The sequence below is a fragment of the Stenotrophomonas sp. 115C5 genome (genome assembly GCF_056861055.1).
Window position 1 is genome coordinate 50425 of the sequence record NZ_JBSPUQ010000003.1, and the last position, 21279, is coordinate 71703.

At 66.0% G+C, this 21279-nt stretch carries 20 protein-coding genes; 16 read left to right on the forward strand and 4 right to left on the reverse strand.

Annotated features, from left to right (window positions below; genetic code table 11):
- Positions 1 to 47 precede the first annotated feature (47 nt).
- On the forward strand, positions 48 to 935 hold the full coding sequence (locus AC13FN_RS05440) for an MBL fold metallo-hydrolase (RefSeq protein WP_019338337.1): 888 nt from the start codon (positions 48 to 50) through the stop codon (positions 933 to 935).
- Between the two features lie 96 nt (positions 936 to 1031).
- Here the strand turns inward: AC13FN_RS05440 and AC13FN_RS05445 are convergent, their stop codons facing one another.
- On the reverse strand, positions 1032 to 1325 hold the full coding sequence (locus AC13FN_RS05445) for a PsiF family protein (protein ID WP_010484382.1): 294 nt from the start codon (positions 1323 to 1325) through the stop codon (positions 1032 to 1034).
- Positions 1326 to 1382: 57 nt separating this feature from the next.
- Here AC13FN_RS05445 and AC13FN_RS05450 point away from each other — a divergent pair, with 57 nt between their 5' ends.
- A complete protein-coding gene (locus tag AC13FN_RS05450) occupies positions 1383 to 1817 on the forward strand; it encodes an ArsR/SmtB family transcription factor (protein ID WP_478413517.1) in 435 nt (144 codons plus the stop codon).
- Positions 1789 to 2268, forward strand: coding sequence for an SRPBCC family protein (locus AC13FN_RS05455; RefSeq protein WP_478413518.1), 480 nt, complete (start codon positions 1789 to 1791; stop codon positions 2266 to 2268). The genes AC13FN_RS05450 and AC13FN_RS05455 overlap by 29 nt, the downstream gene beginning before the upstream one ends.
- 59 nt (positions 2269 to 2327) lie before the next feature.
- Here the strand turns inward: AC13FN_RS05455 and upp are convergent, their stop codons facing one another.
- The gene (gene upp, locus AC13FN_RS05460; RefSeq protein ID WP_005409099.1) at positions 2328 to 2960 is read right to left on the reverse strand and encodes a uracil phosphoribosyltransferase; all 633 of its coding nucleotides are present in this window, start codon (positions 2958 to 2960) and stop codon (positions 2328 to 2330) included.
- A gap of 216 nt (positions 2961 to 3176) precedes the next feature.
- Between upp and AC13FN_RS05465 the strand changes: the two genes are divergently transcribed.
- The 6 genes from AC13FN_RS05465 to AC13FN_RS05490 all read left to right on the forward strand — a co-directional run bounded on the left by AC13FN_RS05465 (position 3177) and on the right by AC13FN_RS05490 (position 11134).
- Positions 3177 to 5690: a TonB-dependent receptor gene (locus AC13FN_RS05465; RefSeq protein ID WP_478413676.1), complete on the forward strand. Its 2514-nt coding sequence runs from the start codon at positions 3177 to 3179 to the stop codon at positions 5688 to 5690.
- Positions 5690 to 6805, forward strand: coding sequence for a phytase (locus tag AC13FN_RS05470; protein ID WP_482985238.1), 1116 nt, complete (start codon positions 5690 to 5692; stop codon positions 6803 to 6805). Before AC13FN_RS05465 ends, AC13FN_RS05470 begins: the two co-directional genes overlap by 1 nt.
- A 14-nt stretch (positions 6806 to 6819) precedes the next feature.
- The gene (locus tag AC13FN_RS05475) at positions 6820 to 8169 is read left to right on the forward strand and encodes a purple acid phosphatase family protein (protein ID WP_478413677.1); all 1350 of its coding nucleotides are present in this window, start codon (positions 6820 to 6822) and stop codon (positions 8167 to 8169) included.
- A gap of 10 nt (positions 8170 to 8179) precedes the next feature.
- Positions 8180 to 8794 (forward strand): inorganic diphosphatase, encoded by a 615-nt coding sequence (locus AC13FN_RS05480; RefSeq protein WP_049434915.1) that lies wholly within the window; start codon positions 8180 to 8182, stop codon positions 8792 to 8794.
- Positions 8795 to 8883: 89 nt separating this feature from the next.
- Entirely contained in the window at positions 8884 to 10299 is a 1416-nt protein-coding gene (locus tag AC13FN_RS05485; RefSeq protein WP_482985239.1) for a cryptochrome/photolyase family protein, read from the forward strand.
- Positions 10300 to 10438: 139 nt separating this feature from the next.
- Entirely contained in the window at positions 10439 to 11134 is a 696-nt protein-coding gene (locus AC13FN_RS05490; protein WP_008267948.1) for a YiaD family glycine zipper/OmpA-like lipoprotein, read from the forward strand.
- Positions 11135 to 11463: 329 nt separating this feature from the next.
- On the opposite strand, the gene AC13FN_RS05495 is transcribed toward AC13FN_RS05490, so the two are convergent.
- The gene (locus AC13FN_RS05495) at positions 11464 to 12495 is read right to left on the reverse strand and encodes a LysR family transcriptional regulator (protein ID WP_005409107.1); all 1032 of its coding nucleotides are present in this window, start codon (positions 12493 to 12495) and stop codon (positions 11464 to 11466) included.
- A 147-nt stretch (positions 12496 to 12642) separates the two neighbouring features.
- On the opposite strand from AC13FN_RS05495, the gene AC13FN_RS05500 reads away from it, so the two are divergent.
- From AC13FN_RS05500 to AC13FN_RS05525, 6 genes are all read left to right on the forward strand, one after another.
- The gene (locus AC13FN_RS05500) at positions 12643 to 12870 is read left to right on the forward strand and encodes a hypothetical protein (RefSeq protein WP_012510726.1); all 228 of its coding nucleotides are present in this window, start codon (positions 12643 to 12645) and stop codon (positions 12868 to 12870) included.
- A complete protein-coding gene (locus AC13FN_RS05505) occupies positions 12867 to 13637 on the forward strand; it encodes an SDR family NAD(P)-dependent oxidoreductase (RefSeq protein WP_482985240.1) in 771 nt (256 codons plus the stop codon). Before AC13FN_RS05500 ends, AC13FN_RS05505 begins: the two co-directional genes overlap by 4 nt.
- A gap of 90 nt (positions 13638 to 13727) precedes the next feature.
- On the forward strand, positions 13728 to 14954 hold the full coding sequence (locus AC13FN_RS05510) for an efflux RND transporter periplasmic adaptor subunit (RefSeq protein ID WP_482985241.1): 1227 nt from the start codon (positions 13728 to 13730) through the stop codon (positions 14952 to 14954).
- 112 nt (positions 14955 to 15066) lie between these two features.
- Entirely contained in the window at positions 15067 to 18237 is a 3171-nt protein-coding gene (locus tag AC13FN_RS05515; RefSeq protein WP_054171484.1) for an efflux RND transporter permease subunit, read from the forward strand.
- A gap of 63 nt (positions 18238 to 18300) precedes the next feature.
- Entirely contained in the window at positions 18301 to 19038 is a 738-nt protein-coding gene (locus AC13FN_RS05520; RefSeq protein WP_482985242.1) for an SDR family oxidoreductase, read from the forward strand.
- The gene (locus AC13FN_RS05525) at positions 19032 to 20453 is read left to right on the forward strand and encodes an efflux transporter outer membrane subunit (protein ID WP_217015646.1); all 1422 of its coding nucleotides are present in this window, start codon (positions 19032 to 19034) and stop codon (positions 20451 to 20453) included. Before AC13FN_RS05520 ends, AC13FN_RS05525 begins: the two co-directional genes overlap by 7 nt.
- 42 nt (positions 20454 to 20495) lie before the next feature.
- Here AC13FN_RS05525 and AC13FN_RS05530 read toward each other — a convergent pair whose 3' ends face one another.
- Positions 20496 to 20873, reverse strand: a complete 378-nt coding sequence (locus AC13FN_RS05530) for a VOC family protein (RefSeq protein ID WP_054171485.1) — start codon at positions 20871 to 20873, stop codon at positions 20496 to 20498.
- Between the two features lie 139 nt (positions 20874 to 21012).
- On the opposite strand from AC13FN_RS05530, the gene AC13FN_RS05535 reads away from it, so the two are divergent.
- Complete coding sequence (locus tag AC13FN_RS05535; protein ID WP_010484415.1) at positions 21013 to 21276, forward strand: hypothetical protein; 264 nt, start codon at positions 21013 to 21015, stop codon at positions 21274 to 21276.
- Positions 21277 to 21279 lie beyond the last annotated feature (3 nt).

A 21279-nucleotide genomic window follows, 5' to 3' on the forward strand; every position in this document is an offset into this window, starting at 1 on the left:
TTTCCCTTCTAGCGATTATTTAACGAGCTGGCGCCGATAATCGACACATGAAACTCTGGTCTATTCGTGGAAACTCGCAGCGCCTCGATGGCGGCGCGATGTTCGGCAACGCGCCGCGCGCGTTGTGGGAAAAATGGGCGGCACCGGACGAGCTCAATCGCATCGAGCTGGCCTGCCGTGCGCTGCTTGCCAGCCCGCTGGAAGGCAAAACCGTGCTGTTTGAAACCGGTATCGGCGCGTTCTTCGACCCGCGCATGCGCGAGCGCTACGGCGTGCAGGAAAGCCAGCATGTGCTGATCGATTCGCTCCGCGAAGCCGGCTTCGAGCACGAGGATATCGACGTGGTGGTGCTCAGCCACCTGCACTTCGATCATGCTGGCGGCCTGCTGGCGGCGTGGAGCGAAGGGCGTGAGCCCGAGCTGCTGTTCCCCAACGCAACCTATGTGGTCGGCGCGCAGCATTGGCAGCGCGCCGTGCAGCCACACCCACGCGACCGCGCCAGCTTCATTCCGGAACTGCCGGGCCTGCTGCAGGCCAGTGGCCGGCTGGAAGTGGTGGACGGGGAGTACTCGAAGGCGCTCGGCCGCAGCGTACGCTTCAGCTACAGCGACGGGCATACACCGGGGCTGATGCTGGCCGAGATCGTCGGTCACGCGCATGCGGGCGAAAGTGCGCACGGTGGCGTGGTGTTCTGTGCCGACCTGATCCCGGGGCGCTCATGGGTACACGTGCCGATCACCATGGGCTACGACCGCAATGCCGAGCTGCTGATCGACGAAAAGCGGCAGTTCCTTGAAGACAAGCTGGCGCGCAACGTGCGGCTGTTCTTCACCCACGACCCGCAGGTGGCGTTGGCGCAGCTGGGCAGGGATGACAAGGGGCGTTTCGTGACCCTGCACGAACAGGGCGAGCTGAAGGCACGCGCCCTGGGGTAGGGGTAGAGCCGAGCCTACGCTCGGCTGCTTCTCTGAACGGTCATGCACGTTACGGATGCCTGAGCCGAGCATGGGCTCGGCTCTACGTCACTGCCATTACGACGCCTTCAGGCAACTGCTCATGAAGGTCTTGCGCGCATCACCGGCCAATTTTTTCGTGCCGGCATCGGCGTTGCATTTGCGCATGCGTTCCTGCGGCGTTGTCGCAGCCTTGGTCTCGGCGGCATGGCCGCTGAGGCAGGAGCTCTGTGCAGTCTTGTAGGCATCCCCCTTCAAACCCTTGTTCTTGGCTGAGCATTCGGCCATGCGCTGCTGCTGCGGAGTGGTGGCATTGGCAGCCAGGGGCAGGCCGACCAGCAGGACGGCGGCCAGCAGGAAAGAGGCTTTCATCGGGAGCTCCAAGGGTGGCGGGTGCGCGGAGCATTCGCTTCCCGCCTGCAAGGCCACGTGAAGAATCACGCCATTGCCGCGCCTGCTTGCGGCAACGTTCAGATCGGCGTATTACTTAGCCATATGGGTAAGTATGATCCAGCCATTCAGGACGTCTTCCAGGCATTGGCCGACCCGACCCGGTGCGCGATCGTGGCTGTGCTGGGGCATGGGCCGCGCACGGTGTCGATGCTGGCCGAGCCCTTCGAGATGGCTTTGCCCTCGCTGATGAAACATCTGGCCGTGCTGGAGCGCAGCGGCGTGGTGCGCAGCCACAAGCGGGGGCGCGTACGCACCTGCGAACTGGTGCCGGCGCGGCTGGGCCAGGCCGAGCAGTGGCTGGCTGAACAACGTGCCGTATGGGAAGCGCGCGCCGACCGCATGGTCGATTTCGTTGAAACCCTTCACCGACAGGAGCAGGCCCATGGCCGTAGACGCAGGCAACAACCCTGACACCGATCTGGTCATCAGCCGCGTGCTGAATGCACCGCGTGCCGCCCTGTGGCGGGCCTGGACTGATCCGGAACTGCTGCGCCAGTGGTGGTGCCCGAAACCGTGGACCACCGAGGTGCGCGCATTCGACCTGCGCCCCGGTGGCGCCTTCCACACCTTCATGCAGGGCCCGGACGGCGGCAGCAGTAACAATCCGGGCAGTTTCCTGGAAATCGTGCCGCAGCAGCGCCTGGTGTTCACTTCGATGCTGGGCGCAGGCTGGCGACCGCAGTCACCCTGGCTGGGCTTCACCGCCGTCATCACGATGGAGGATGACGGGCAGGGCTGCCACTACACCGCGCGGGTGATGCACCCGGACAAGGCCCTGCGTGACCAGCATGAGCAGCTGGGCTTCTTCGACGGCTGGAACACGGTCATCGGCCAGCTGGAAGCCTTCGCGGCCGGCCTGTAGGCCGCGCTTGGGGTCAGATCCCTTCCGCTGTGAAAGGATGCTGACCCCGGTTCGCCGGATCAGCCGACGCGGGTACCGAAGATACGGTCACCGGCATCGCCCAGGCCTGGCAGGATGTAGCCCTTGTCGTTGAGCTGGGCGTCGATGGCCGCGGTGTAGATCTCCACGTCCGGGTGCACGGCCTTGACCGCCTCGATGCCTTCCGGCGCGGCCACCAGGAAAATGCCCTTGATGCGGCGGGCGCCGGCACGCTTGAGCATGTCGATGGTGGCGATCAGCGTGCCGCCGGTGGCCAGCATCGGATCCAGGATCAGCGCGTCGCGCTCTTCCAGGCGGCCGGTCAGGCGCTCGAAGTAGGGCACCGGCTGCAGGGTTTCCTCATCGCGCTGCAGGCCGACCACGCTGACGCGGGCGGCCGGGATCAGCGACAGCACGCCGCTGAGCATGCCCAGTCCGGCACGCAGGATCGGCACCACCGTGATCTTGGCGCCGGCAATGCGCTGCACCGTGACCGGGCCGGCCCAGCCGGGCAGGGTGTGCGGCTCGGTGTCCAGGTCGGCGGTGGCCTCGTAGGCCAGCAGCGTGCCCAGCTCGTTGGCCAGTTCGCGGAAATCCTTGGTGCTGAGCGCAGCATTGCGCATCAGGCCGATCTTGTGCTGCACCAGCGGGTGGCGCACTTCGACGATCTTCATGGTCGGGAGGGGGAATAAGGAGAGAGGCCGCCATTTTGCCGGATTGGCCGCCCAACCCCAAACCGGCGGCGGAGGTGGCCTGCATGAAATGTGCAGGCGCATGTCACGGCCATGCAACCTTGCGGACATACCGTGCAGACCCATTCTTAACAGGAATGGGGATTCCCAGTGCATATCAAGACTCCGTTGGCCGTTGCCATCACGCTGACCCTGGCAATGGGGGCCGCAGCACCGCTGCATGCCGCCGGGCAGCAGGCGGTAGCCGCCACCGGCGCCGTGGCGTCGGACGCGGTCGACCTGGACCGCATCGAAGTGCGCGCCCAGCTCGAATCGCAGATCCGCGCGGTCGACCTCAAGCGCAGCAGCGACGCCATCGAAGACGCGGTGTCCTCCGATGCCCTGGGCCAGTACCCGGACAAGAACGTGGCCGAGTCGCTGCAGCGACTGCCGGGCATCAGCGTCACCCGCGACCAGGGCGAGGGCCGCTTCGTGGTAATTCGTGGCCTGGATGCCAATCTCAACAGCGTCAGCGTGGATGGCATCGCCGTGGGCACGCCGGAGGATTCCAGCCGTGCCGCGCCGCTGGACGTGATCCCGTCCGACTCCACCGAACGCCTGCGCGTGGTCAAGTCGCCGACCCCGGACATGCCCGGTGATGCCATCGGCGGCGCCGTGCTGGTGGAATCGGCCTCGGCCTTCGACCGCGACGGTCGCAGCCTGCGTGGCAAGATCGAAGGCAGCCACCAGCAGTTGTCCGGCGAGACCAGCCCCAAGGCCGCCTTCAACTACAGCGAAGTGTTCAACGACACCTTCGGCGTGGCCCTGGGCGTGAACTACCAGAAGCGGAAGTTCGAGTCGGACAACACCGAAGTGGAGTATGACGGCGAGGATGACGCCGCACCTGGCGACGTCACCGCGATCAACCTGCAGCACCGCAAGTACGAGATCGAGCGCAAGCGCATCGGCGCCAACCTCAACCTCGACTGGCGCCCGAACGAAGACAGCAAGTACTACCTGCGCACGCTGTACAGCCAGTTCGACGATGCCGAAACCCGCCAGCGTGTGATCTTCAACTTCGACGACGCCAAGATGGTCAAGACCGGCACCGACCAGTACCGCCTGGATGGCATGCCGAAGGATTCCATCGACAAGCGCATGCGCTACCGCACCAAGAGGGAAAACACTTTCGCGGCCAGCCTGGGTGGCGAGAACAAGCTGACCAACGCCGTGGTCGACTACAGGGTTGGCTACACCCGTACCGAAGAGCGCGTGAATGACGAGATGGAGGCGCGCTTCAAGCTCAACGGCAAGGCCTTCAACGGCACCCTGGACCAGAGCAGCCGCCTGCCCAGCTACAGCTTCGACAATCCGCAGTGGCTGGACAACAGCAACTACGCGTTCGACCGCTTCGTGCTTTCGCCCAAGCAGGTGAACGACAAGGAGCACAGCGCGCAGGTCAACGTGCGCTTCGACGGCGACAGCAGCAGCATCAAGATCGGCCTGCTGGGCCGCTGGCGCGACCGCGACGTCAATGTGGATGAGCGCGAACTGCGTGTCGGCCCGAAGGTGGCGCTGTCGAGCTGGAGCACCTCCTCGCCCGAACACCGCCACGGCAACCTGGGTGATGGCATGGATTCGGCCGCGATGCGTGCCTTCTGGGCGGCCAATGGCGGCCAGTACAGTGCCCGTCCGCAGGACGTCGGTGGCAACGCGATGACCTCGCTGGAAGAGGACTACGTGGCCAGCGAAGACATCTTCGCAAGCTATGCGATGGGCACCTGGGACATCGGTGCACTGCGCATCATCGGCGGCGTGCGCGTGGAGAACACCCAGTTCAAGGCGACCGGCAACCAGGTGGACGTGGCGGCCAACGGCCGCAGCTTCACCGTCACCCCGCGCGTGGCCAACAGCAGCTACACCAACGTGCTGCCGGGCCTGCACCTGCGCTATGACGCCGCCGATGACTGGGTGCTGCGCGCCTCGGCCAACAAGACCGTATCGCGCCCGTCCTTCGGCGACGTCTCGCCGCGCGTGGGCTACAGCCGCGGTGACGAGGAAGTGCGCCTGGGCAATCCGGAACTGGATCCGTACGAATCGAAGAACATCGACCTGTCGGTGGAGAAGTACATCGGCAGCAGCGGCATCGTTTCGCTGGGCCTGTTCCACAAATCGATCGATGGCTACATTGTGGAGACCGTGCGTACCAATGATCCGGCCTACGGTGGATTCGACGTGACCCAGCCGATCAATGGTCGCAAGGCCACCGTGCGTGGTGCGGAATTCAACTGGCAGCAGCAGCTGGCCTTCCTGCCGGACGGTCTTGATGGCCTGCTGGTCGGTGCCAGTGGCACCTGGCTGGATACCAAGTTCGACGCCGGCATCAAGGACCGTGCGGGCGAGGACTTCACGCTGCCGCGCGCTTCCAAGCATGTCTACAGCGCACACATCGGCTATGAAAAGTACGGTGTAAGCACGCGCCTGGCGGCCGTGTACCGCAGCGAGTACCTGGACAGCATCGGCAAGGGGCGCGCATTCGACATCTACGTTGCACCCAACACACAGCTCGATTTCTCGCTGGACTACAAGTTCACCCCGCGCGTGAGCGTGTACTTCGAAGCGCAGAACCTGCTGGACAAGCCATTGGAGCTGTACCAGGGCACCCGTTCGCGCACCCTGCAGATGGAAGAGTACGGCCGCACCTATGCGCTGGGCCTGAAGGTGGCGCTGTGATGGGGCGTGGCATTGCTGTCCTGGCCGCGGCGCTGGCCGCCACGCTGGTTGCTGGCTGCACGCCGGCCACCGGCAACGATCCGGTTGCGGGAGCGGCCGCGCCGGCCGCCAGTGGCGAGCGCGTGGTGACCACCATCGCCGAAGCCTTCCTGTCACCAATGACCCCGGCCGACAACATCGACTCGCCGGCGGCCTGGCGCGCGCCGGACGGCGCGCTGTGGCTGATCGCCACCGCCAAGGCCACCGACAAGCTGGTGGTCTACGACGGCAGCACCGGGCAGCACCTGCGTGACGTCGGCAGCAGCGGTACCGCACCGGGGCAGTTCGACCGCCCAAACGGCATCGCGGTGATCGACGACCTGTTGTGGATCGTGGAGCGCGACAATCACCGCGTGCAGGTACTGAGCCTGCCGGACTTCGTGCCGCTGGCGACGTTCGCTGCGGACGACCTGCGCAAGCCGTACGGGCTGTGGGTCGACCGCCGTGCCGATGGCTACAGCGTCTACGTCACCGACTCCTGGGACAACGGCGAGGATGCGCAGGGGAATGACATCCTGCCGCCGCTGGCCGAACTGGACAAGCGCGTGCGCCAGTTCCACGTGACCCGTGACGGTGCGAAGGTCGAGGCGAAGCTGGTGGCGAGCATCGGCGATACCACCGAGGCGGGAGCACTGCGCGTGGTCGAGTCGATCTGGGGCGACCCGGACAACGACCGCCTGCTGATTGCCGAAGAGGACGAGAGCTACGCCAGCGAGTTCAAGGTCTACACCCTGTCAGGTCGCTTCACCGGTACCACCTTCGGCCGCGACGTGTTCAAGGCCCAGGCCGAAGGCGTGACCCTGCGCACCTGCGGCAAGGATGGCTGGTGGATCACCACCGAACAGGGCAAGCAGCGCAGCGTGTTCCACCTGTTCGACCGGCACACGCTGAAGCCGGTCGGCGCGTTCCAGGGCAATACCGTGGCCAACACTGATGGTATCTGGATGATGCAGCAACCCAGCGCGCGCTTCCCGCACGGTGCGCTCTATGCCGTGCACGATGACCAGGGCGTGGTGGCGTTCGACTGGGAGAGCATCGCCAAGCAGCTGGCGCTGCCGCTGGAGTGTGGCGCATGAGCGGGCACTGCGTGATGCGCACGCTGGCGCTGGGCTTGCTGCTGGCGTTGCCGTCACTGTCGTTCGCAGCGGCCGAACCGAATACTCAGGTGCCGGCGGGTAGCCGCCACTACGCAGCAACGACGGTACCTGACCGCATCGTCGCCTCGCCGGCGGTCGATCCCAGCCATGGATTCGCTGTCGCTTGGCGTACCGATGGCAGCGTGCAGGCGCCGCTGCTGGAAATCGCCCTGGCCGCTGATTCACCGGCCATCGAGGGCATCCGCCAGGTGCGCGCAACGACCCGTGCGCTGCAGACCGAGAACGGTCTGTCGCATCATCATCGCGCCGACATCAGCGGCCTGCAGCCGGATACCCAGTACGTCTACCGCGTGCAGGGCAATGGCAGCTGGAGCGCCTGGAACCAGTTGCGCACGCTGGCCGCCGCCGACCAGCCGCTGACCCTGCTGTACTTCGGCGATACCCAGAACAAGAACGTCAGCCATGTCAGCCGGGTAGTGCGTGCCGGGCAGAAGGCCGCACCGCAGGCACGCATGAGCCTGTTTGCCGGCGACCTGGTCAGCGGCGGCGACAACATGGATGACAGCGAGTGGGGAGAGTGGTTTGCTGCTACCAGCTGGCTGGCGCAGGAAACGCTGGTGGCCCCGGCCATCGGCAACCACGAGTATTTCGAGGAGTTCGAGGACACCCCGCAGGAACGCCGCGTGCTGGGCAAGCATTGGCCGGTGACGTTCGCGCTGCCGGGCAATGGCGCCAGCGCCGCACAGCAGACCAGCTACTGGTTCGATGCGCAGGGCGTGCGCGTGGCCGTGGTCGATGGCACTTCGGCACTCGACCTGGGCACCGCCAAGGCACAGGCACAGTGGCTGGACAAGGTACTGGGCGGCAATCCGCAGCCGTGGACCATCGTGCTGCTGCACCAGCCGTTCTACTCGCCGCGCGAAGGACGCGAGAACGCCGCGTTGCGTGACGTGCTGCTGCCCGTGGTACGCCGCCACAACGTCGACCTGGTGCTGCAGGGCCACGATCACACCTATGGTCGCCGTGGTGAAGGGCAGGCCGCGACGCCGCAGTATGTGGTCACCGTGGCGGGGCCGAAGCAGTATCGCCTTTCCGACGAAGCGCGCAGGACGATGGACCCGGTGGCTGAGGACACCCAGCTGTTCCAGGTGTTGAACATCGATCCGCAGCACCTGCGCTATGAAGCGCGCACCGTGACCGGCCGTCTCTACGATGCCTTCGAACTGCGCCGTGATGCCAAGGGTGGCAAGCAGCGCACGGAGCTGACCGAAGGCCGCATCACGCCACGCGGCTGCCCGCGCGCGCAGACCGCCAAGGGTCGTGCCGACCGCTGCTGGGAATGAGGACGCACCGATGACCACGCCCCGTCGCATCCTTCCGCTCGCTGCCATCGGCGCCGCCCTGCTGTTGCTGGCCAGTGCAGTGACCGCCGCCGATACCGTGCTGCATCCGTTCCTGGTGGCGCAGCCGAAGCAGGCCCCGCAGGAGGTGAATCTGGCGGTGGAGATTCCGGCCGGCAGCTTCACCAAGTACGAGATCAAGGACGATGGCCTGGTCCATGTGGACCGTTTCCAGTCGATGCCGGTCGCCTATCCGGCCAACTACGGTTCGATGCCGCGCACCCTGGCCGGTGACAACGATCCGCTGGATGCACTGGTGCTGACCCGCGAACCGCTGCATCCGGGCGTGATCGTGCGCTTCCGGCCGATCGGCTACCTGAAGATGATCGACGGCGGCGAGCACGACGAGAAGATCATCGGCGTGCCGACCGACAAGGTTGATCCGAGCTACGCCAACATCCGCGATCTGGCCGATCTGCCAGAGATCGAACGGCAGCGCATCGAGGCCTTCTTCCGGGTCTACAAGGACCTGCCGGCGGGGCGCAACCCGGTACAGCTCAACGGATGGGGCAACGCCGCCGAGGCGCGCGCGCTGATCAGTGAAGCGATGGAGCGATTCAAGCAGTAGACCCACGCCACGCGTGGATGGCCGGGCGCGCGCATCTCCTTCACCGCCGCTGGCTATCATGTGCGCCTTCCACAATGAAGGCGGTGCATGTGTCGGTAGCGTTGGTATGGTTCCGCCGTGACCTGCGGCTGCAGGACAATCCGGCCCTGCAGGCCGCGCTGGATGCCGGTCACGACGTGGTGCCGGTCTACATCCATGCGCCGCACGAAGAAGGCGAGTGGGCGCCGGGTGCCGCCTCCGATGCGTGGCGGCACCGTTCCCTGGCGGCATTGGATACCGACCTGCGCGCCCGGGGTTCCTCGCTGGTGCTGCGCAGTGGTGACAGCCTGCCGGCCCTGCGGGCCCTGATCGAACAGACCGGCGCAGAAGCCGTGTACTGGAACCGCAAGTACGAACCGGCCACCCAGCCACGCGACGCGACTGTCAAACGCACGCTGCGCGAGCAGGGCATCGACGCGCAGAGCTGCAATGGCAGCCTGCTTTTCGAGCCGTGGGATATCGCGACCCAGCAGGGACAGCCGTACAAGGTATTCACGCCGTACTGGCGCAACGTACTCAGTCATTGGCGCCTGCCTTCGCTGCAGGCCGCACCAAAGGCACTGGCGGCACACGCGGTCGACAGCCTCGCACTGGATGATCTCCAGCTGGCACCGACGCTGGACTGGGATACCGGCTTCTGGGAGCACTGGCAGCCGGGCGAAGCCGGTGCGCTGGAGGCGCTGTCGGTGTTTGAGGATGGCGCGTTGCGGGGTTACCGTGAGCAGCGCGACCTGCCGGATCGCGTGGGCACCTCGCGAATGTCGCCGCATCTGCATTTCGGCGAGATCGCGCCGTGGCGTATTGCCCATGCGCTGGAAGGCCTGCGCAGTACGGGCACTGACGCCGACATCGACGGCTATCTGCGGCAACTGGGCTGGCGTGACTTCGCTTACCACCTGCTGCATCACTTCCCGAAGACGCCGACTGACAACCTCAATCCGCGTTTTGACCGTTTCCCGTGGGCCAAACCGAGTGCAGCGCAGCTGCACGACTGGCAGCGCGGCAACACTGGCGTGCCGATCGTCGACGCCGGCCTGCGCGAGCTGTGGCACACCGGTTACATGCACAACCGGGTGCGGATGATCGTGGCCAGCTATCTGTGCAAGCACCTGCGCGCGCACTGGCTGCATGGCGCACGCTGGTTCTGGGACACCCTGGTCGATGCCGACCTGGCCAACAACACGATGGGCTGGCAATGGGTGGCTGGGACCGGTGCCGATGCCGCGCCGTACTTCCGTGTGTTCAACCCAGTCACCCAGGCCGAGAAGTTCGACCCGCAGGCCCGCTACATCAGCCGCTGGGTGCCCGAACTGGCGGCGCTGCCGGTGAAGGCGCGCTTCGCGCCGTGGCAGCATCCGCTGCTGCTGGCGGCGCATGCCCCGGGCTATCCGCGTACGCCGCTGGTGGATCTGGCGGCTGGCCGCGATGCCGCGCTGGCTGCCTACCGGCAGTCAGGAGCGGGGTAAAGTGCGGGTTGAGTGATCCGGTCAGTTAGCTGAACGCGGCCCTGTCGGCGTGCCCGATCATCATTCCGGCATCGCATCGGGCTGTTTATTCTCTTTGCGCCCGCAGGCCGCCGGCCGACCGGAAACCAAGGAGAACCTCATGATCCGCAACACCACCCGCAACGTCGCACTGGCCCTGATGAGTGCGGCCGTCCTGTCGGCCTGCGCCACCGGCGGCTCCTACGTACAGAGTGACCAGTACGGCAACCCGACCGAGCAGCAGAACCGCACCGGCCGCAACGCCCTGATCGGTACCGCCATCGGCGTGGCCGCCGGCCTGCTGACCGGCGACAGCGCCACCGAGCGCCGTCAGCATGCCCTGATTGGTGCTGGTATCGGCGCGCTCAGCGGCGCCGCGGTCGGCCAGTACCAGGATCGCCAGGAACGCGCACTGCGCGAGCGCACCGCCAACACCGGCATCGATGTGCAGCGCCAGGGCGACAACATCATGCTGAACCTGCCGGACGGCATCACCTTCGACTTCGGCAAGGCGACCTTGAAGCCGCAGTTCTACGGTTCGCTCAACGGCGTGGCAGGCACCCTGCGTGACTACAACCAGACCATGATCGAAGTGGTCGGCCACACCGACAGCATCGGCAGCGATGCGGTCAACAATCGCCTGTCGAAGGAACGTGCCGATTCGGTCGCGCAGTACCTGATCGGCCAGGGCGTGCAGAGCGTGCGTATCGAAACGCTGGGCGCCGGCAAGTCGTACCCGATTGCCGACAACAGCACCGACGCCGGCCGTGCAAAGAACCGCCGCGTCGAGATTCGTGTGATTCCGCTCAAGCAATAACGCAACGCGTTATTGCTTGAGCCGGTCCGGCCATCGGCCGGAACGAAAATGCCGCCCTTGCAGGCGGCATTTTTGTGGGTGCCGAGCGTTGCTCGGCACGCCGATAGCGCCTGTAGAGCCGAGCCACGCTGGGCTACCTCTTCTGGTAGATGCCGACCTTGGTCGGCGCGGTCCCAACAGCAGTCGAGCATGGCTATGCCGGTCGTCCTGACCGGCACCCGTCGGGCCGTCGCAAACGACGTTGGCAGCGGCTCCTGCCGCTACCTTCGACTCTACAGAACGCCGCGCCGCGCGCTGGCCAGACCCATGCCGTGCGTGGATGCGTCCGGTTACGCCGCCGAAGCCGCGACCTTCTCCAGGATCCGCTTGCCGCTGCTTTCCAGCGCAGCGTCTTCCTTCTCTTTCTGCTGCTGTGCCAGCTTCGCGCCCGGGCATTGCGCCAGCATGTAGTTGGCGTCGAAGTTGAGCTTCTCGACCAGGAAGTCGACGAACGCACGCACCTTCGGCGAGACCAGGCGGCCACCGGCGAACACGGCATTGAAGTCCACTTCCGGGCCGGTCCAGCCGGCCAGCACGCGACGCACCATGCCCGATTCAACGAACGGCTTGGCCATCACATCGCCGGTCAACAGCAGGCCTTCGCCGCACACCAGCGCACCATTGAGCGCGGACATGTCGTTTGCGGTCATCAGCGGGGTAACAGGGAAGTCGCGCAGCTCGCCGCCGTTCTCGCCCAGCTGCCAGGTGAAGCGCGGCGAGTTGCCGGTGTGGTACGGCTTGCGCATCGCCAGGATGCGATGGAACTGCAGTTCTTCCGGATGCAGCGGCTCGCCATAGCGTTCGATGTAGGCCGGGCTGGCGAACACCTGCGTGCGCAGGCTGCCGAGCTTGCGCGCGACCAGATTGGAATCGGGCAGGGCACCCACGCGCAGCGCCAGATCGGCTTCGCCGGCAATCAGGTCCAGCTTCTCGTTGCCCATATGCATGTCCAGGCGGATTTCCGGGTACTGCGCATGGAACTGGCCCAGCAGCGGCGCAATCCAGGTGATGCCGATCGAGTAGGGCACTGTGAAGCGCAGCCAGCCGCGCGGGCCGGACTGCAACTGGCTCACCGCACTTTCGGCCTCTTCAAGCTCGCGTGCGATGCGCTGGCAATGCTCGTGGTAGATCGAGCCCGCTTCGGTCAGACCGAGGCGGCGGGTGGTCCGGTGCAGCAGGCGCGCACCTAGGCGCGTTTCCAGCTCCTGCACTTTGCGGCTGACCGTGGTCTTGGGCAGGCCGAGCGATTTTGCAGCGGCGATGAAACTGCCTTGCTCGACCACTTTGACGAAGATCAGCGTCTCGTTGAGATCGTGGGACATGGTCTGGGATCCTGGACGTCGGGGATGGGACAATCGTGACAGAACGATTGGACCGGGAGCGGGATGATTATTCCCCTTAATCAGGACTAATCAAGTAAAGGTTTGAGGTCTATCGTGGCGCCATTCGTTATTTGGAGCCCGTCCGCCATGAGCCTGCGCAACATTCTTGCCCGTCTCCGGAACGCCGGCCAGAGCACCTTGGACCTGGCAATGACCGTTGAAGTCCGCCCGAGTTCCTTGGTACACAAGGACTTTCGTGAGTTTACCGCGCCCATGCGTCAGCAGCGTGGCGGTGCCATCCGCCTGGTCCCGCACAAGGGCGACCGGCTGCGTCGAATCGGGACTATCCCGGATTTGGGAGGAAATGTCCCGTGAATGGGATGCTGACGCCCGAAGTCCTGGTCCTCGGCGGCACCGGTGCCGTCGGCCAGGGCGTGGTTGGCGCATTGCTGGAAGCCGGCAGCCCGGTGCTGGTGGTCGGTCGCGATCCGGGCCGGCTGGCGACGCTGCATGAGCAGTTCGCCGACGAGCCGGGCCTGGAGACGCTGCTGGGTTCGCTCAGCGATGACGGCTCGGCGCGCGCACTGGCCGAACGCATCGCGCATCGCCCGCGTCCGCTGGCCGCCGTGATCGCCGCAATGGGTGGTCCTTACCGTCGCGGCCGGGTGACCGACCGCAATGGCGATGAACTGCTGGGCGCGATGCAGGCCGACCTCATGCCGCACGTGCACGCGGTGCGTCATCTGCTGCCGCTGCTGCAGGACAACGTGCATGCGCGCCGCTACGTGATGATCGGCAGCCCGGCCAACGCCAAGCCATGGGCGGGTTACGGCGAGACCTCGATCACCACTGCCGCGCTGCGCATGTACGCGCAGGTGGTGCACCAGGAAGCGCAGGCGCTGGGCGTGCGTGCGCAGATGCTGGAAGTCTGCAGCCCGGTGTGTACGCCTGCCAACGCGGCCAATGCCTGCATCGAGTGGCCCAGCTCGCTGCTGGTCGGCCGCCGCGTGGTCTCCCTGCTTGATGGCTGCCGCGACAACCGCGCCATCGTCCGCTGCGACAGCAGTGATGCCGAATTGCCGCGCGGCCTGCTGCACCTGGACGTTCCTCCCCTCTGGCGCGATACCGCGGGCGTCGCTTGACCTCGACCATGGTTGAGGTCGCAGGATGCGCGCCTGTTTTTGCAACACGTTCTCATCTAGCTGTACCACCCCTCCGTACGGATGCATGCCATGACTTCCCCCAATTCCACTCCACATCGTTTCGGCCATCGCATTGCGATGGTCGGCGTGTCGATCCTCGCCGCCGCCGTGCTTGCGGCCTGCAGCGGCGGCCACGCCGAAGAAGCCGGTGCGCCGCCGCCGCCGCAGGTCAGCGCTGCACCGGTGCTGGTCAAGCAGGTCAGCCAGTGGGACGAGTTCAGCGGCCGCGTCGAAGCGGTACAGAGCGTTGAACTGCGCCCGCGCGTGTCCGGCTACATCGACAAGGTCAACTATGTCGAAGGCCAGGAAGTGAAGAAGGGCGAAGTGCTCTTCACCATCGACGCGCGCAGCTACCAGGCCGAGTACGATCGCGCCGCTGCCGAACTCGCCCGCGCCCGCACCCAGGCCACGCTGGCCCGCAGCGAATCCGAGCGTGCCAAGCGCTTGTCCGAGCAGCAGGCCATTTCCACCGAGACGGCCGAGCAGCGTCGCGCTGCAGCCGACCAGTCCGGTGCCGCCGTGCAGGCGGCGCAGGCTGCGCTGGATGCGGCCCGCCTCAACCTGGAGTTCACCAAGGTGCGTGCGCCGATCGACGGCCGTGCCGGCCGCGCGATGGTCACCGCCGGCAACCTGGTCACCGCCGGCGACAGCGCCAGCGTGCTGACCACGCTGGTCTCGCTGGATACCGTCTTCGTCTACTTCGATGCCGATGAAAGCACCTTCCTGCGTTACGCCCAGATGGCACGCAAGGGCGAGCGCCCGAGCGAGCGTGACAGCGATCTGCCGGTGAAGGTCGGCCTGTCCGGCGAAGAGGGCTACCCGCATTCGGGCAAGGTCGACTTCCTCGACAACCAGGTCGCCCGCAGCACCGGCACCATCCGCGTCCGCGCGCTGCTGGACAACGCCGATCGCCAGTTCACGCCAGGCCTGTTCGCCCGCGTGCAGCTGCTCGGCAGCGGCCAGTTCCAGGCCCTGCTGATCGACGAGAAGGCTGTTCTGACCGACCAGGATCGCAAGTACGTGTACGTGGTCGACAAGGATGGAAAGGCCCAGCGCCGTGACATCCAGCTCGGCCGCACCGCCGAGGGCCTGCGCATTGTCGAGCACGGCCTGGCCGCCGGCGACAAGGTGATCATCGACGGCGTGCAGAAGGTCTTCATGCCGGGCATGCCGGTGCAGGCCAAGGCGGTGGCGATGCAGCCGCAGGCTGCGCCGCCGGCACCGGGCCGTGATGCGACTGCCGCACTGAACCACTGATCCGCGTCCCCGCTTAGCTGCCGGCGCCAGCGGCAGCCGTTCCTGCCTTCGTCAAAGTGACGAGGGGCAGGGCGGCTGTTGCCCGCCGAACGCCTTTCCCAGGAATTCCTCCATGGACTTTTCCCGTTTCTTCATCGACAGGCCGATCTTCGCGGCGGTGCTGTCGATCGTGATCTTCGCCGCAGGCCTGATCACGATTCCGATCCTGCCGATCAGCGAGTACCCGGAAGTGGTGCCGCCGTCGGTGGTCGTGCGCACGGTGTATCCGGGCGCCAACCCCAAGGTCATTGCCGAGACCGTCGCCACGCCGCTTGAAGAGGCCATCAACGGCGTCGAAGGCATGATGTACCTGAAGTCGGTTGCCGGCTCGGACGGCGTGCTGCAGATGACCGTCACCTTCCGCCCGGGCACCGACCCGGACGCGGCGGCGGTGAAGGTGCAGAACCGCGTGGCGCAGGCGCAGGCGCGTCTGCCTGAAGACGTGCGCCGCCAGGGCGTGACCACGCAGAAGCAGTCGCCGACCTTCCTGATGGTGGTGCACCTGACCTCGCCGCAAGGCAAGTACGACACCCTGTACCTGCGCAACTACGCACGCCTGCACGTCAAGGATGCGCTGGCGCGTATTCCGGGCGTGGGTGACGCGCAGATCTTCGGTGGTGGCGACTACGCCATGCGCGCCTGGCTGGACCCGGACAAGGTGGCATCGCGCGGGCTGACCGCCAGCGACGTTGTGCGCGCCATGCGCGAGCAGAACGTGCAGGTCTCGGCCGGCCAGCTCGGTGCCGAACCGCTGCCGAACAGCCAGTTCCTGACCCTGATCAATGCCCAGGGCCGCCTGAAGACCGAAAAGGAATTCGGCGACATCGTGCTCAAGAGCGGTGTGGACGGTGAGATCGTACGCCTGGCCGATGTGGCCCGCCTGGAACTGGGTGCCGGTGACTACACCCTGCGCTCGCAGCTGGATGGCAAGAACGCCGTCGGTATCGGTATCTTCCAGTCGCCGGGTGCGAATGCGCTGGAGATCCGTGACCAGGTCATCTCGACGATGGACGAGATGCAGAAGGCCATGCCGGCCGATGTGAAGTACGAAGCGGTGTATGACACCACCATCTTCGTGCGCGACTCGATCAAGGCCGTGGTCTCCACGTTGCTGGAAGCCATCGCGCTGGTGGTGCTGGTGGTGATCCTGTTCCTGCAGACCTGGCGTGCCTCGATCATCCCGTTGATCGCGGTGCCGGTGTCGGTGGTCGGTACCTTCGCCGCGCTGTACCTGCTGGGCTTCTCGATCAACACGCTGAGCCTGTTCGGCCTGGTGCTGGCGATCGGCATCGTGGTCGACGACGCGATCGTGGTGGTGGAGAACGTCGAGCGCAACATCGAAGAAGGCCTGTCGCCCACCGCGGCGGCACACCAGGCCATGCGTGAGGTGTCCGGCCCGATCGTGGCGATCGCGCTGGTGCTGTGTGCCGTGTTCGTGCCGATGGCGTTCCTGTCCGGTGTCACCGGCCAGTTCTACAAGCAGTTCGCGGTCACCATCGCCATCTCCACGGTGATCTCGGCGATCAACTCGCTGACCCTGTCGCCGGCCCTGGCCGCGCGCCTGCTGAAGGCCCACGGTGCCCCGAAGGACGGCCCGAGCCGTCTGATCGACCGCCTGTTCGGCTGGGTGTTCCGCCCGTTCAACCGCTTCTTCAAGTCCAGCTCGGAGAAGTACGAGCGTGGCGTGGCCCGCATCCTCGGCCGCCGCGGCGCGGTGTTCGTGGTCTACGCGATCCTGCTGGTCGGTACCGGCGTGATCTTCAAGCTGGTGCCGCCGGGCTTCATCCCGACCCAGGACAAGCTGTACCTGATCGCGGGTGTGAAGCTGCCGGAAGGCTCGTCGATCGCGCGTACCGATGAAATGCTGCGCAAGGTCGCCAAGATCGCCCAGGAAACCGATGGCGTCGCCCACACCATCTCGTTCCCGGGTCTGAACGCGCTGCAGTTCACCAATACGCCGAACACCGGTGTGGCGTTCATTCCGCTCAAACCGTTCGCCGAGCGCCATGGTCGTACCGCCGCGCAGATCAACGCCGAGATCAACCAGAAGATCGCTGGCCTGCAGGAGGGCTTTGCCTTCGCGATGATGCCGCCGCCGATCCTCGGCCTGGGCAACGGCAACGGCTACCAGATGTTCATCGAGGACCGTGGCAACCTGGGTTACGGCGCGCTGCAGAATGCCGTGCAGGCGATGCAGGGTACCGTTGCGCAGACGCCGGGCATGGCCTTCCCGATTTCCAGCTACCAGGCCAATGTGCCGCAGCTGGATGCCGAGGTCGACCGCGTCAAGGCCAAGGCACAGGGCGTGCAGCTCACTGAACTGTTCGACACCCTGCAGACCTACCTCGGCTCGGCCTACGTCAACGACTTCAACCAGTTCGGCCGTACCTGGCAGGTGATCGCCCAGGCCGACGGTCCGTACCGCGAGACGGTCGAGGACATCGGCAAGCTGCGCACCCGCAACGACCGCGGCGAGATGGTGCCGATCGGTTCGATGGTCACCATCAAGCAGACCTTCGGCCCGGACCCGGTGCTGCGCTTCAATGGCTATCCGGCGGCTGACCTGGCCGGTGAAGCCGACCCGCGCCTGCTGTCCTCCGCCGAGGCGATGAACAAGCTGACCGAGATCGCCGGCAAGGTGCTGCCGGTAGGCATGACCACCGAATGGACCGACCTGAGCTACCAGCAGGCGACCCAGGGCAAGGCCGCCTTCATTGTCTTCCCGGTGGCGATCATGCTGGCCTTCCTGGTGCTGGCCGCGCTGTACGAGAGCTGGTCGCTGCCGCTGGCGGTGATCCTGATCGTGCCGATGACCCTGCTGTCCGCGCTGTTCGGCGTGTGGTTGACCGGTGGTGACAACAACGTGTTCGTGCAGGTTGGCCTGGTGGTGCTGATGGGGCTGGCGTGCAAGAACGCGATCCTGATCGTCGAGTTCGCCAGAGAGCTGGAAATGGGCGGCAAGGGCATCGTTGAATCGGCACTGGAAGCCTGCCGCCTGCGTCTGCGCCCGATCGTGATGACCTCCATCGCGTTCATCGCCGGCACCGTGCCGCTAGTGCTGTCGCATGGTGCAGGTGCCGAGGTGCGCTCGGTGACTGGTATCACCGTGTTCGCCGGCATGCTGGGCGTGACCCTGTTCGGCCTGTTCCTGACCCCGGTGTTCTACGTGGCACTGCGCAAGTTCGTCACCCGCAACGGTGGTGGCCAGCTGGTGCAGCACGGCGAGCCGACCATCCACCACTGACATGGAAAACAGCGGCGCCGGCAACCACCGGCGCCCGCTTCCCCCTACCAAGGCAATGAATCCATGAACACCCATCAGAACAAGATCGCGCTGGTCACCGGCGCCACCCGCGGCATCGGCCTGGAAACCGTGCGCCAGCTGGCGCAGGCCGGCGTGCACACGCTGCTCGCCGGGCGCAAGCGCGAGACCGCCGTGGAGCAGGCGCTGAAGCTGCAGGCCGAGGGCCTGCCGGTGGAAGCCATCCAGCTGGACGTGACCGATGCAGCCAGCATCGCCGAAGCGGTCGAACAGGTACGCCAGCGCCATGGGCGCCTCGACATCCTGGTCAACAACGCCGGCATCATGATCGAAAACCCGGCGCAGGCGCCGTCGGAGCAGTCGCTGGATACCTGGAAGCGCACCTTCGACACCAACGTGTATGCACTGGTGGCGGTCACCCAGGCGTTCCTGCCGCTGGTCAAGCAGGCCAAGTCCGGGCGTATCGTCAACGTGTCGAGCATACTCGGCTCGCAGACCCTGCACGCCGACCCGGCGTCGGGCATCTACGATTTCAAGGTGCCGGCCTACAACGCCTCCAAGGCAGCGGTGAACAGCTGGACCCTGAGCCTGGCCTACGAACTGCGCAACACCCCGATCAAGGTCAACACCGTGCATCCGGGGTACGTGAAGACCGACATGAACGGCGGCAACGGCGAAATCGAAATCAGCGAAGGCGCACGTTCCAGCGTGGAAATGGCGCTGATCGGTGAATCCGGCGCCAGTGGCAGCTTCACCTACCTGGGCGAGGTGCTGCCATGGTGATCCGCACGTTGGCGATGGCCGTCTCCAGCCTGGTGCTGGCAGGCTGTGTCAGCGTCGGCCCGAACTACAAGGCTCCGATGCAGGAGCCGGTGGTCCTCCAGAGCGCACAGCAGCCGGTGTTCAGTACCGTCTCGCCGGTCGCCAGCTGGTGGGCGCAGTTCGATGATCCGGTGCTGGAACAGCTGGTGCATGGCGCACTGTCGGACAACCTGGATCTTCGCGTGGCCGTGGCCCGCGTCAGCCAGGCCCGCGCGGTGTTCGTCGAAAGCCGTTTCGACCAGGCCCCGCACATCACCGCAGGCGGCAGCTACGACCGCCGCAAGCAACCCGATCCGCAGCTGGGTGGGCAGCGGGTGTTCAGTGAAAGCTACCAGCTCGGCTTCGACGCCGGCTGGGAGCTGGATCTGTTCGGCCGCAAGCGCCGTGCTGCAGAAGCCGCGCGCGCCGACCTCGACGCCGAGCAGGCCAACCTGGCCGACGCGCAGGTGCTGGTCGCCGCCGAAGTGGCGCGCAACTACTTCGAGCTGCGCGGTACGCAGAAGCGCATTGCGGTGGCCCAGCACACGCTGGTCAACCTGCGCGATACGCAGAAGCTGACCGAGGCGCGCTGGGAGCTGGGCGCCGGCAGTGAGCTGGACGTGCAGAGCAGTCGTGCGCGGCTGAAGGCGATCGAGGCCGACATTCCGCTTCTGGAAGTATCCGAGACGCAGTCGCGTAACCGGCTGGCGGTGCTGCTGGGCCAGCGCCCGGAAACGCTGACCGCCATGCTTGCACCGCATGACGTGCAGGCATTCGCCAAGGCACTGCCGCTGGGCGATACCCGCGAGCTGCTGCGCCAACGCGCCGACGTGCGCGTGGCCGAGCGTCGCCTGGCGGCGGCGACCGCACGCGTGGGCGTGGCCACTGCGGATCTGTTCCCGCGGCTGTCGCTGTCCGGTTTCGTCGGCTTCCTCGGCGGCGATGCAAGTGGCCTGGTCAATGGCAACAACAAGGCCTGGTCGCTGACCCCTTCGCTGAGCTGGGCAGCCTTCGACTTCGGCACCGTGCGTGCACGCCTGCGTGCCAGCAAGGCTGAAGCCGAGGGTGTGGCTGCGCAGTATGAGCAGGCCGTGCTATTGGCACTGGAAGACACCGAAAACGCGCTGACCCGCTATTCCAAGCAGCAGGCGCGGCTGGCGATCGTGGTCGAGCAGGCGCAGGCGGCACGCCGTGCTGAGTCGCTGGCGCAGATCCGCTACCGCGAGGGCTCGGAGGACTTCCTGACCCTGCTGGATGCGCAGCGCACGCAGCTGGCGGCCGATGATGCGTTGGCGGCCGCCGAGTCCGAGGTCAACGTCAGCGTGGTGGGCGTGTACAAGGCGCTGGGGGGGTGGGGTCAATCACCGCAGCCGCCGAGTGTGGCGCAGGTGCAGTAACCGCAGGGGACGGAAGCAGTGGCTTCCGTCCCTTTCTTTTTTTCAGGGCCAGTGATTGGCAGGCACCTCGCGCTCGCGCATGCGCACGATGCAGAAGCGATGGCCGGTCGGTGCTTCCATTACCCACCAGCGTTTGACGAAGCCGATCCGGCGCGCGCCGAGTTTTTCCAGTCGATCTGCCTCGGCATCGATGTCGTCGCTCTCGATGTCCAGGTGCACCCGCGATGGGTGAGCGACCCGCTGTACTTCCACGTTCAGGCCCGCGGGCGCGCCCTGCAGGTCGGCGTACTCGGCGCCATCTTCGGCATACGATGGCTGCGCCTGCAGGCCGAGTGCGGCCGCCCAGAAGCGTGCGCCTTCGTCAGCGGGCGTGTCCTGGCAGTCGATGATGAATCCGGCCAGACGGCTCTGGTGCGCCATGACGTCCTCCGCAGATTGGGAATGGAGGAAGGGTAGCGCGTCGCGTGCTGTGGACGTTGTCACAGTCATGACGTTTCTGACTCTGCCAGAACCGGGGCCTGCGGTGTAACTAGTGGGGCAGAGTCCAGGAGGGAAGGCGATGAGCGATGACAAACGCGATACCCAGCGCATGCTGTTTGGTGATCCGGGACCACCTGGAGCAGGGCTGTCGGTAGCGGTCGTAGTGCTGATGGTGTTGGCGACGATGGCCGCAGCCATCGGTTTCCTGCGGCTGCCCGATCCGATGCTGGGGCTCGGGCTGATCGGCGTTGCCGTGTTCCTTGCCGTCGGCGCCCGCATCTGCCAGGCGCGCAACCAGCACCAGGCGTTGTACCGGCTGTTGTCGCGGCAGCCGCCGCCGTAGCCA

What these genes read in the sequence shown, in the direction of transcription:
- AC13FN_RS05440 (WP_019338337.1), top strand. Translation starts at nt 48, where the DNA reads ATGAAACTCTGGTCTATTCGTGGAAACTCGCAGCGCCTCGATGGCGGC.
- AC13FN_RS05445 (WP_010484382.1), bottom strand. Translation starts at nt 1,325, where the DNA reads ATGAAAGCCTCTTTCCTGCTGGCCGCCGTCCTGCTGGTCGGCCTGCCC.
- AC13FN_RS05455 (WP_478413518.1), top strand. Translation starts at nt 1,789, where the DNA reads ATGGCCGTAGACGCAGGCAACAACCCTGACACCGATCTGGTCATCAGC.
- upp (WP_005409099.1), bottom strand. Translation starts at nt 2,960, where the DNA reads ATGAAGATCGTCGAAGTGCGCCACCCGCTGGTGCAGCACAAGATCGGC.
- AC13FN_RS05465 (WP_478413676.1), top strand. Translation starts at nt 3,177, where the DNA reads ATGGGGGCCGCAGCACCGCTGCATGCCGCCGGGCAGCAGGCGGTAGCC.
- AC13FN_RS05470 (WP_482985238.1), top strand. Translation starts at nt 5,690, where the DNA reads ATGGGGCGTGGCATTGCTGTCCTGGCCGCGGCGCTGGCCGCCACGCTG.
- AC13FN_RS05475 (WP_478413677.1), top strand. Translation starts at nt 6,820, where the DNA reads ATGCGCACGCTGGCGCTGGGCTTGCTGCTGGCGTTGCCGTCACTGTCG.
- AC13FN_RS05480 (WP_049434915.1), top strand. Translation starts at nt 8,180, where the DNA reads ATGACCACGCCCCGTCGCATCCTTCCGCTCGCTGCCATCGGCGCCGCC.
- AC13FN_RS05490 (WP_008267948.1), top strand. Translation starts at nt 10,439, where the DNA reads ATGATCCGCAACACCACCCGCAACGTCGCACTGGCCCTGATGAGTGCG.
- AC13FN_RS05495 (WP_005409107.1), bottom strand. Translation starts at nt 12,495, where the DNA reads ATGTCCCACGATCTCAACGAGACGCTGATCTTCGTCAAAGTGGTCGAG.
- AC13FN_RS05500 (WP_012510726.1), top strand. Translation starts at nt 12,643, where the DNA reads ATGAGCCTGCGCAACATTCTTGCCCGTCTCCGGAACGCCGGCCAGAGC.
- AC13FN_RS05510 (WP_482985241.1), top strand. Translation starts at nt 13,728, where the DNA reads ATGACTTCCCCCAATTCCACTCCACATCGTTTCGGCCATCGCATTGCG.
- AC13FN_RS05515 (WP_054171484.1), top strand. Translation starts at nt 15,067, where the DNA reads ATGGACTTTTCCCGTTTCTTCATCGACAGGCCGATCTTCGCGGCGGTG.
- AC13FN_RS05520 (WP_482985242.1), top strand. Translation starts at nt 18,301, where the DNA reads ATGAACACCCATCAGAACAAGATCGCGCTGGTCACCGGCGCCACCCGC.
- AC13FN_RS05525 (WP_217015646.1), top strand. Translation starts at nt 19,032, where the DNA reads ATGGTGATCCGCACGTTGGCGATGGCCGTCTCCAGCCTGGTGCTGGCA.
- AC13FN_RS05530 (WP_054171485.1), bottom strand. Translation starts at nt 20,873, where the DNA reads ATGGCGCACCAGAGCCGTCTGGCCGGATTCATCATCGACTGCCAGGAC.
- AC13FN_RS05535 (WP_010484415.1), top strand. Translation starts at nt 21,013, where the DNA reads ATGAGCGATGACAAACGCGATACCCAGCGCATGCTGTTTGGTGATCCG.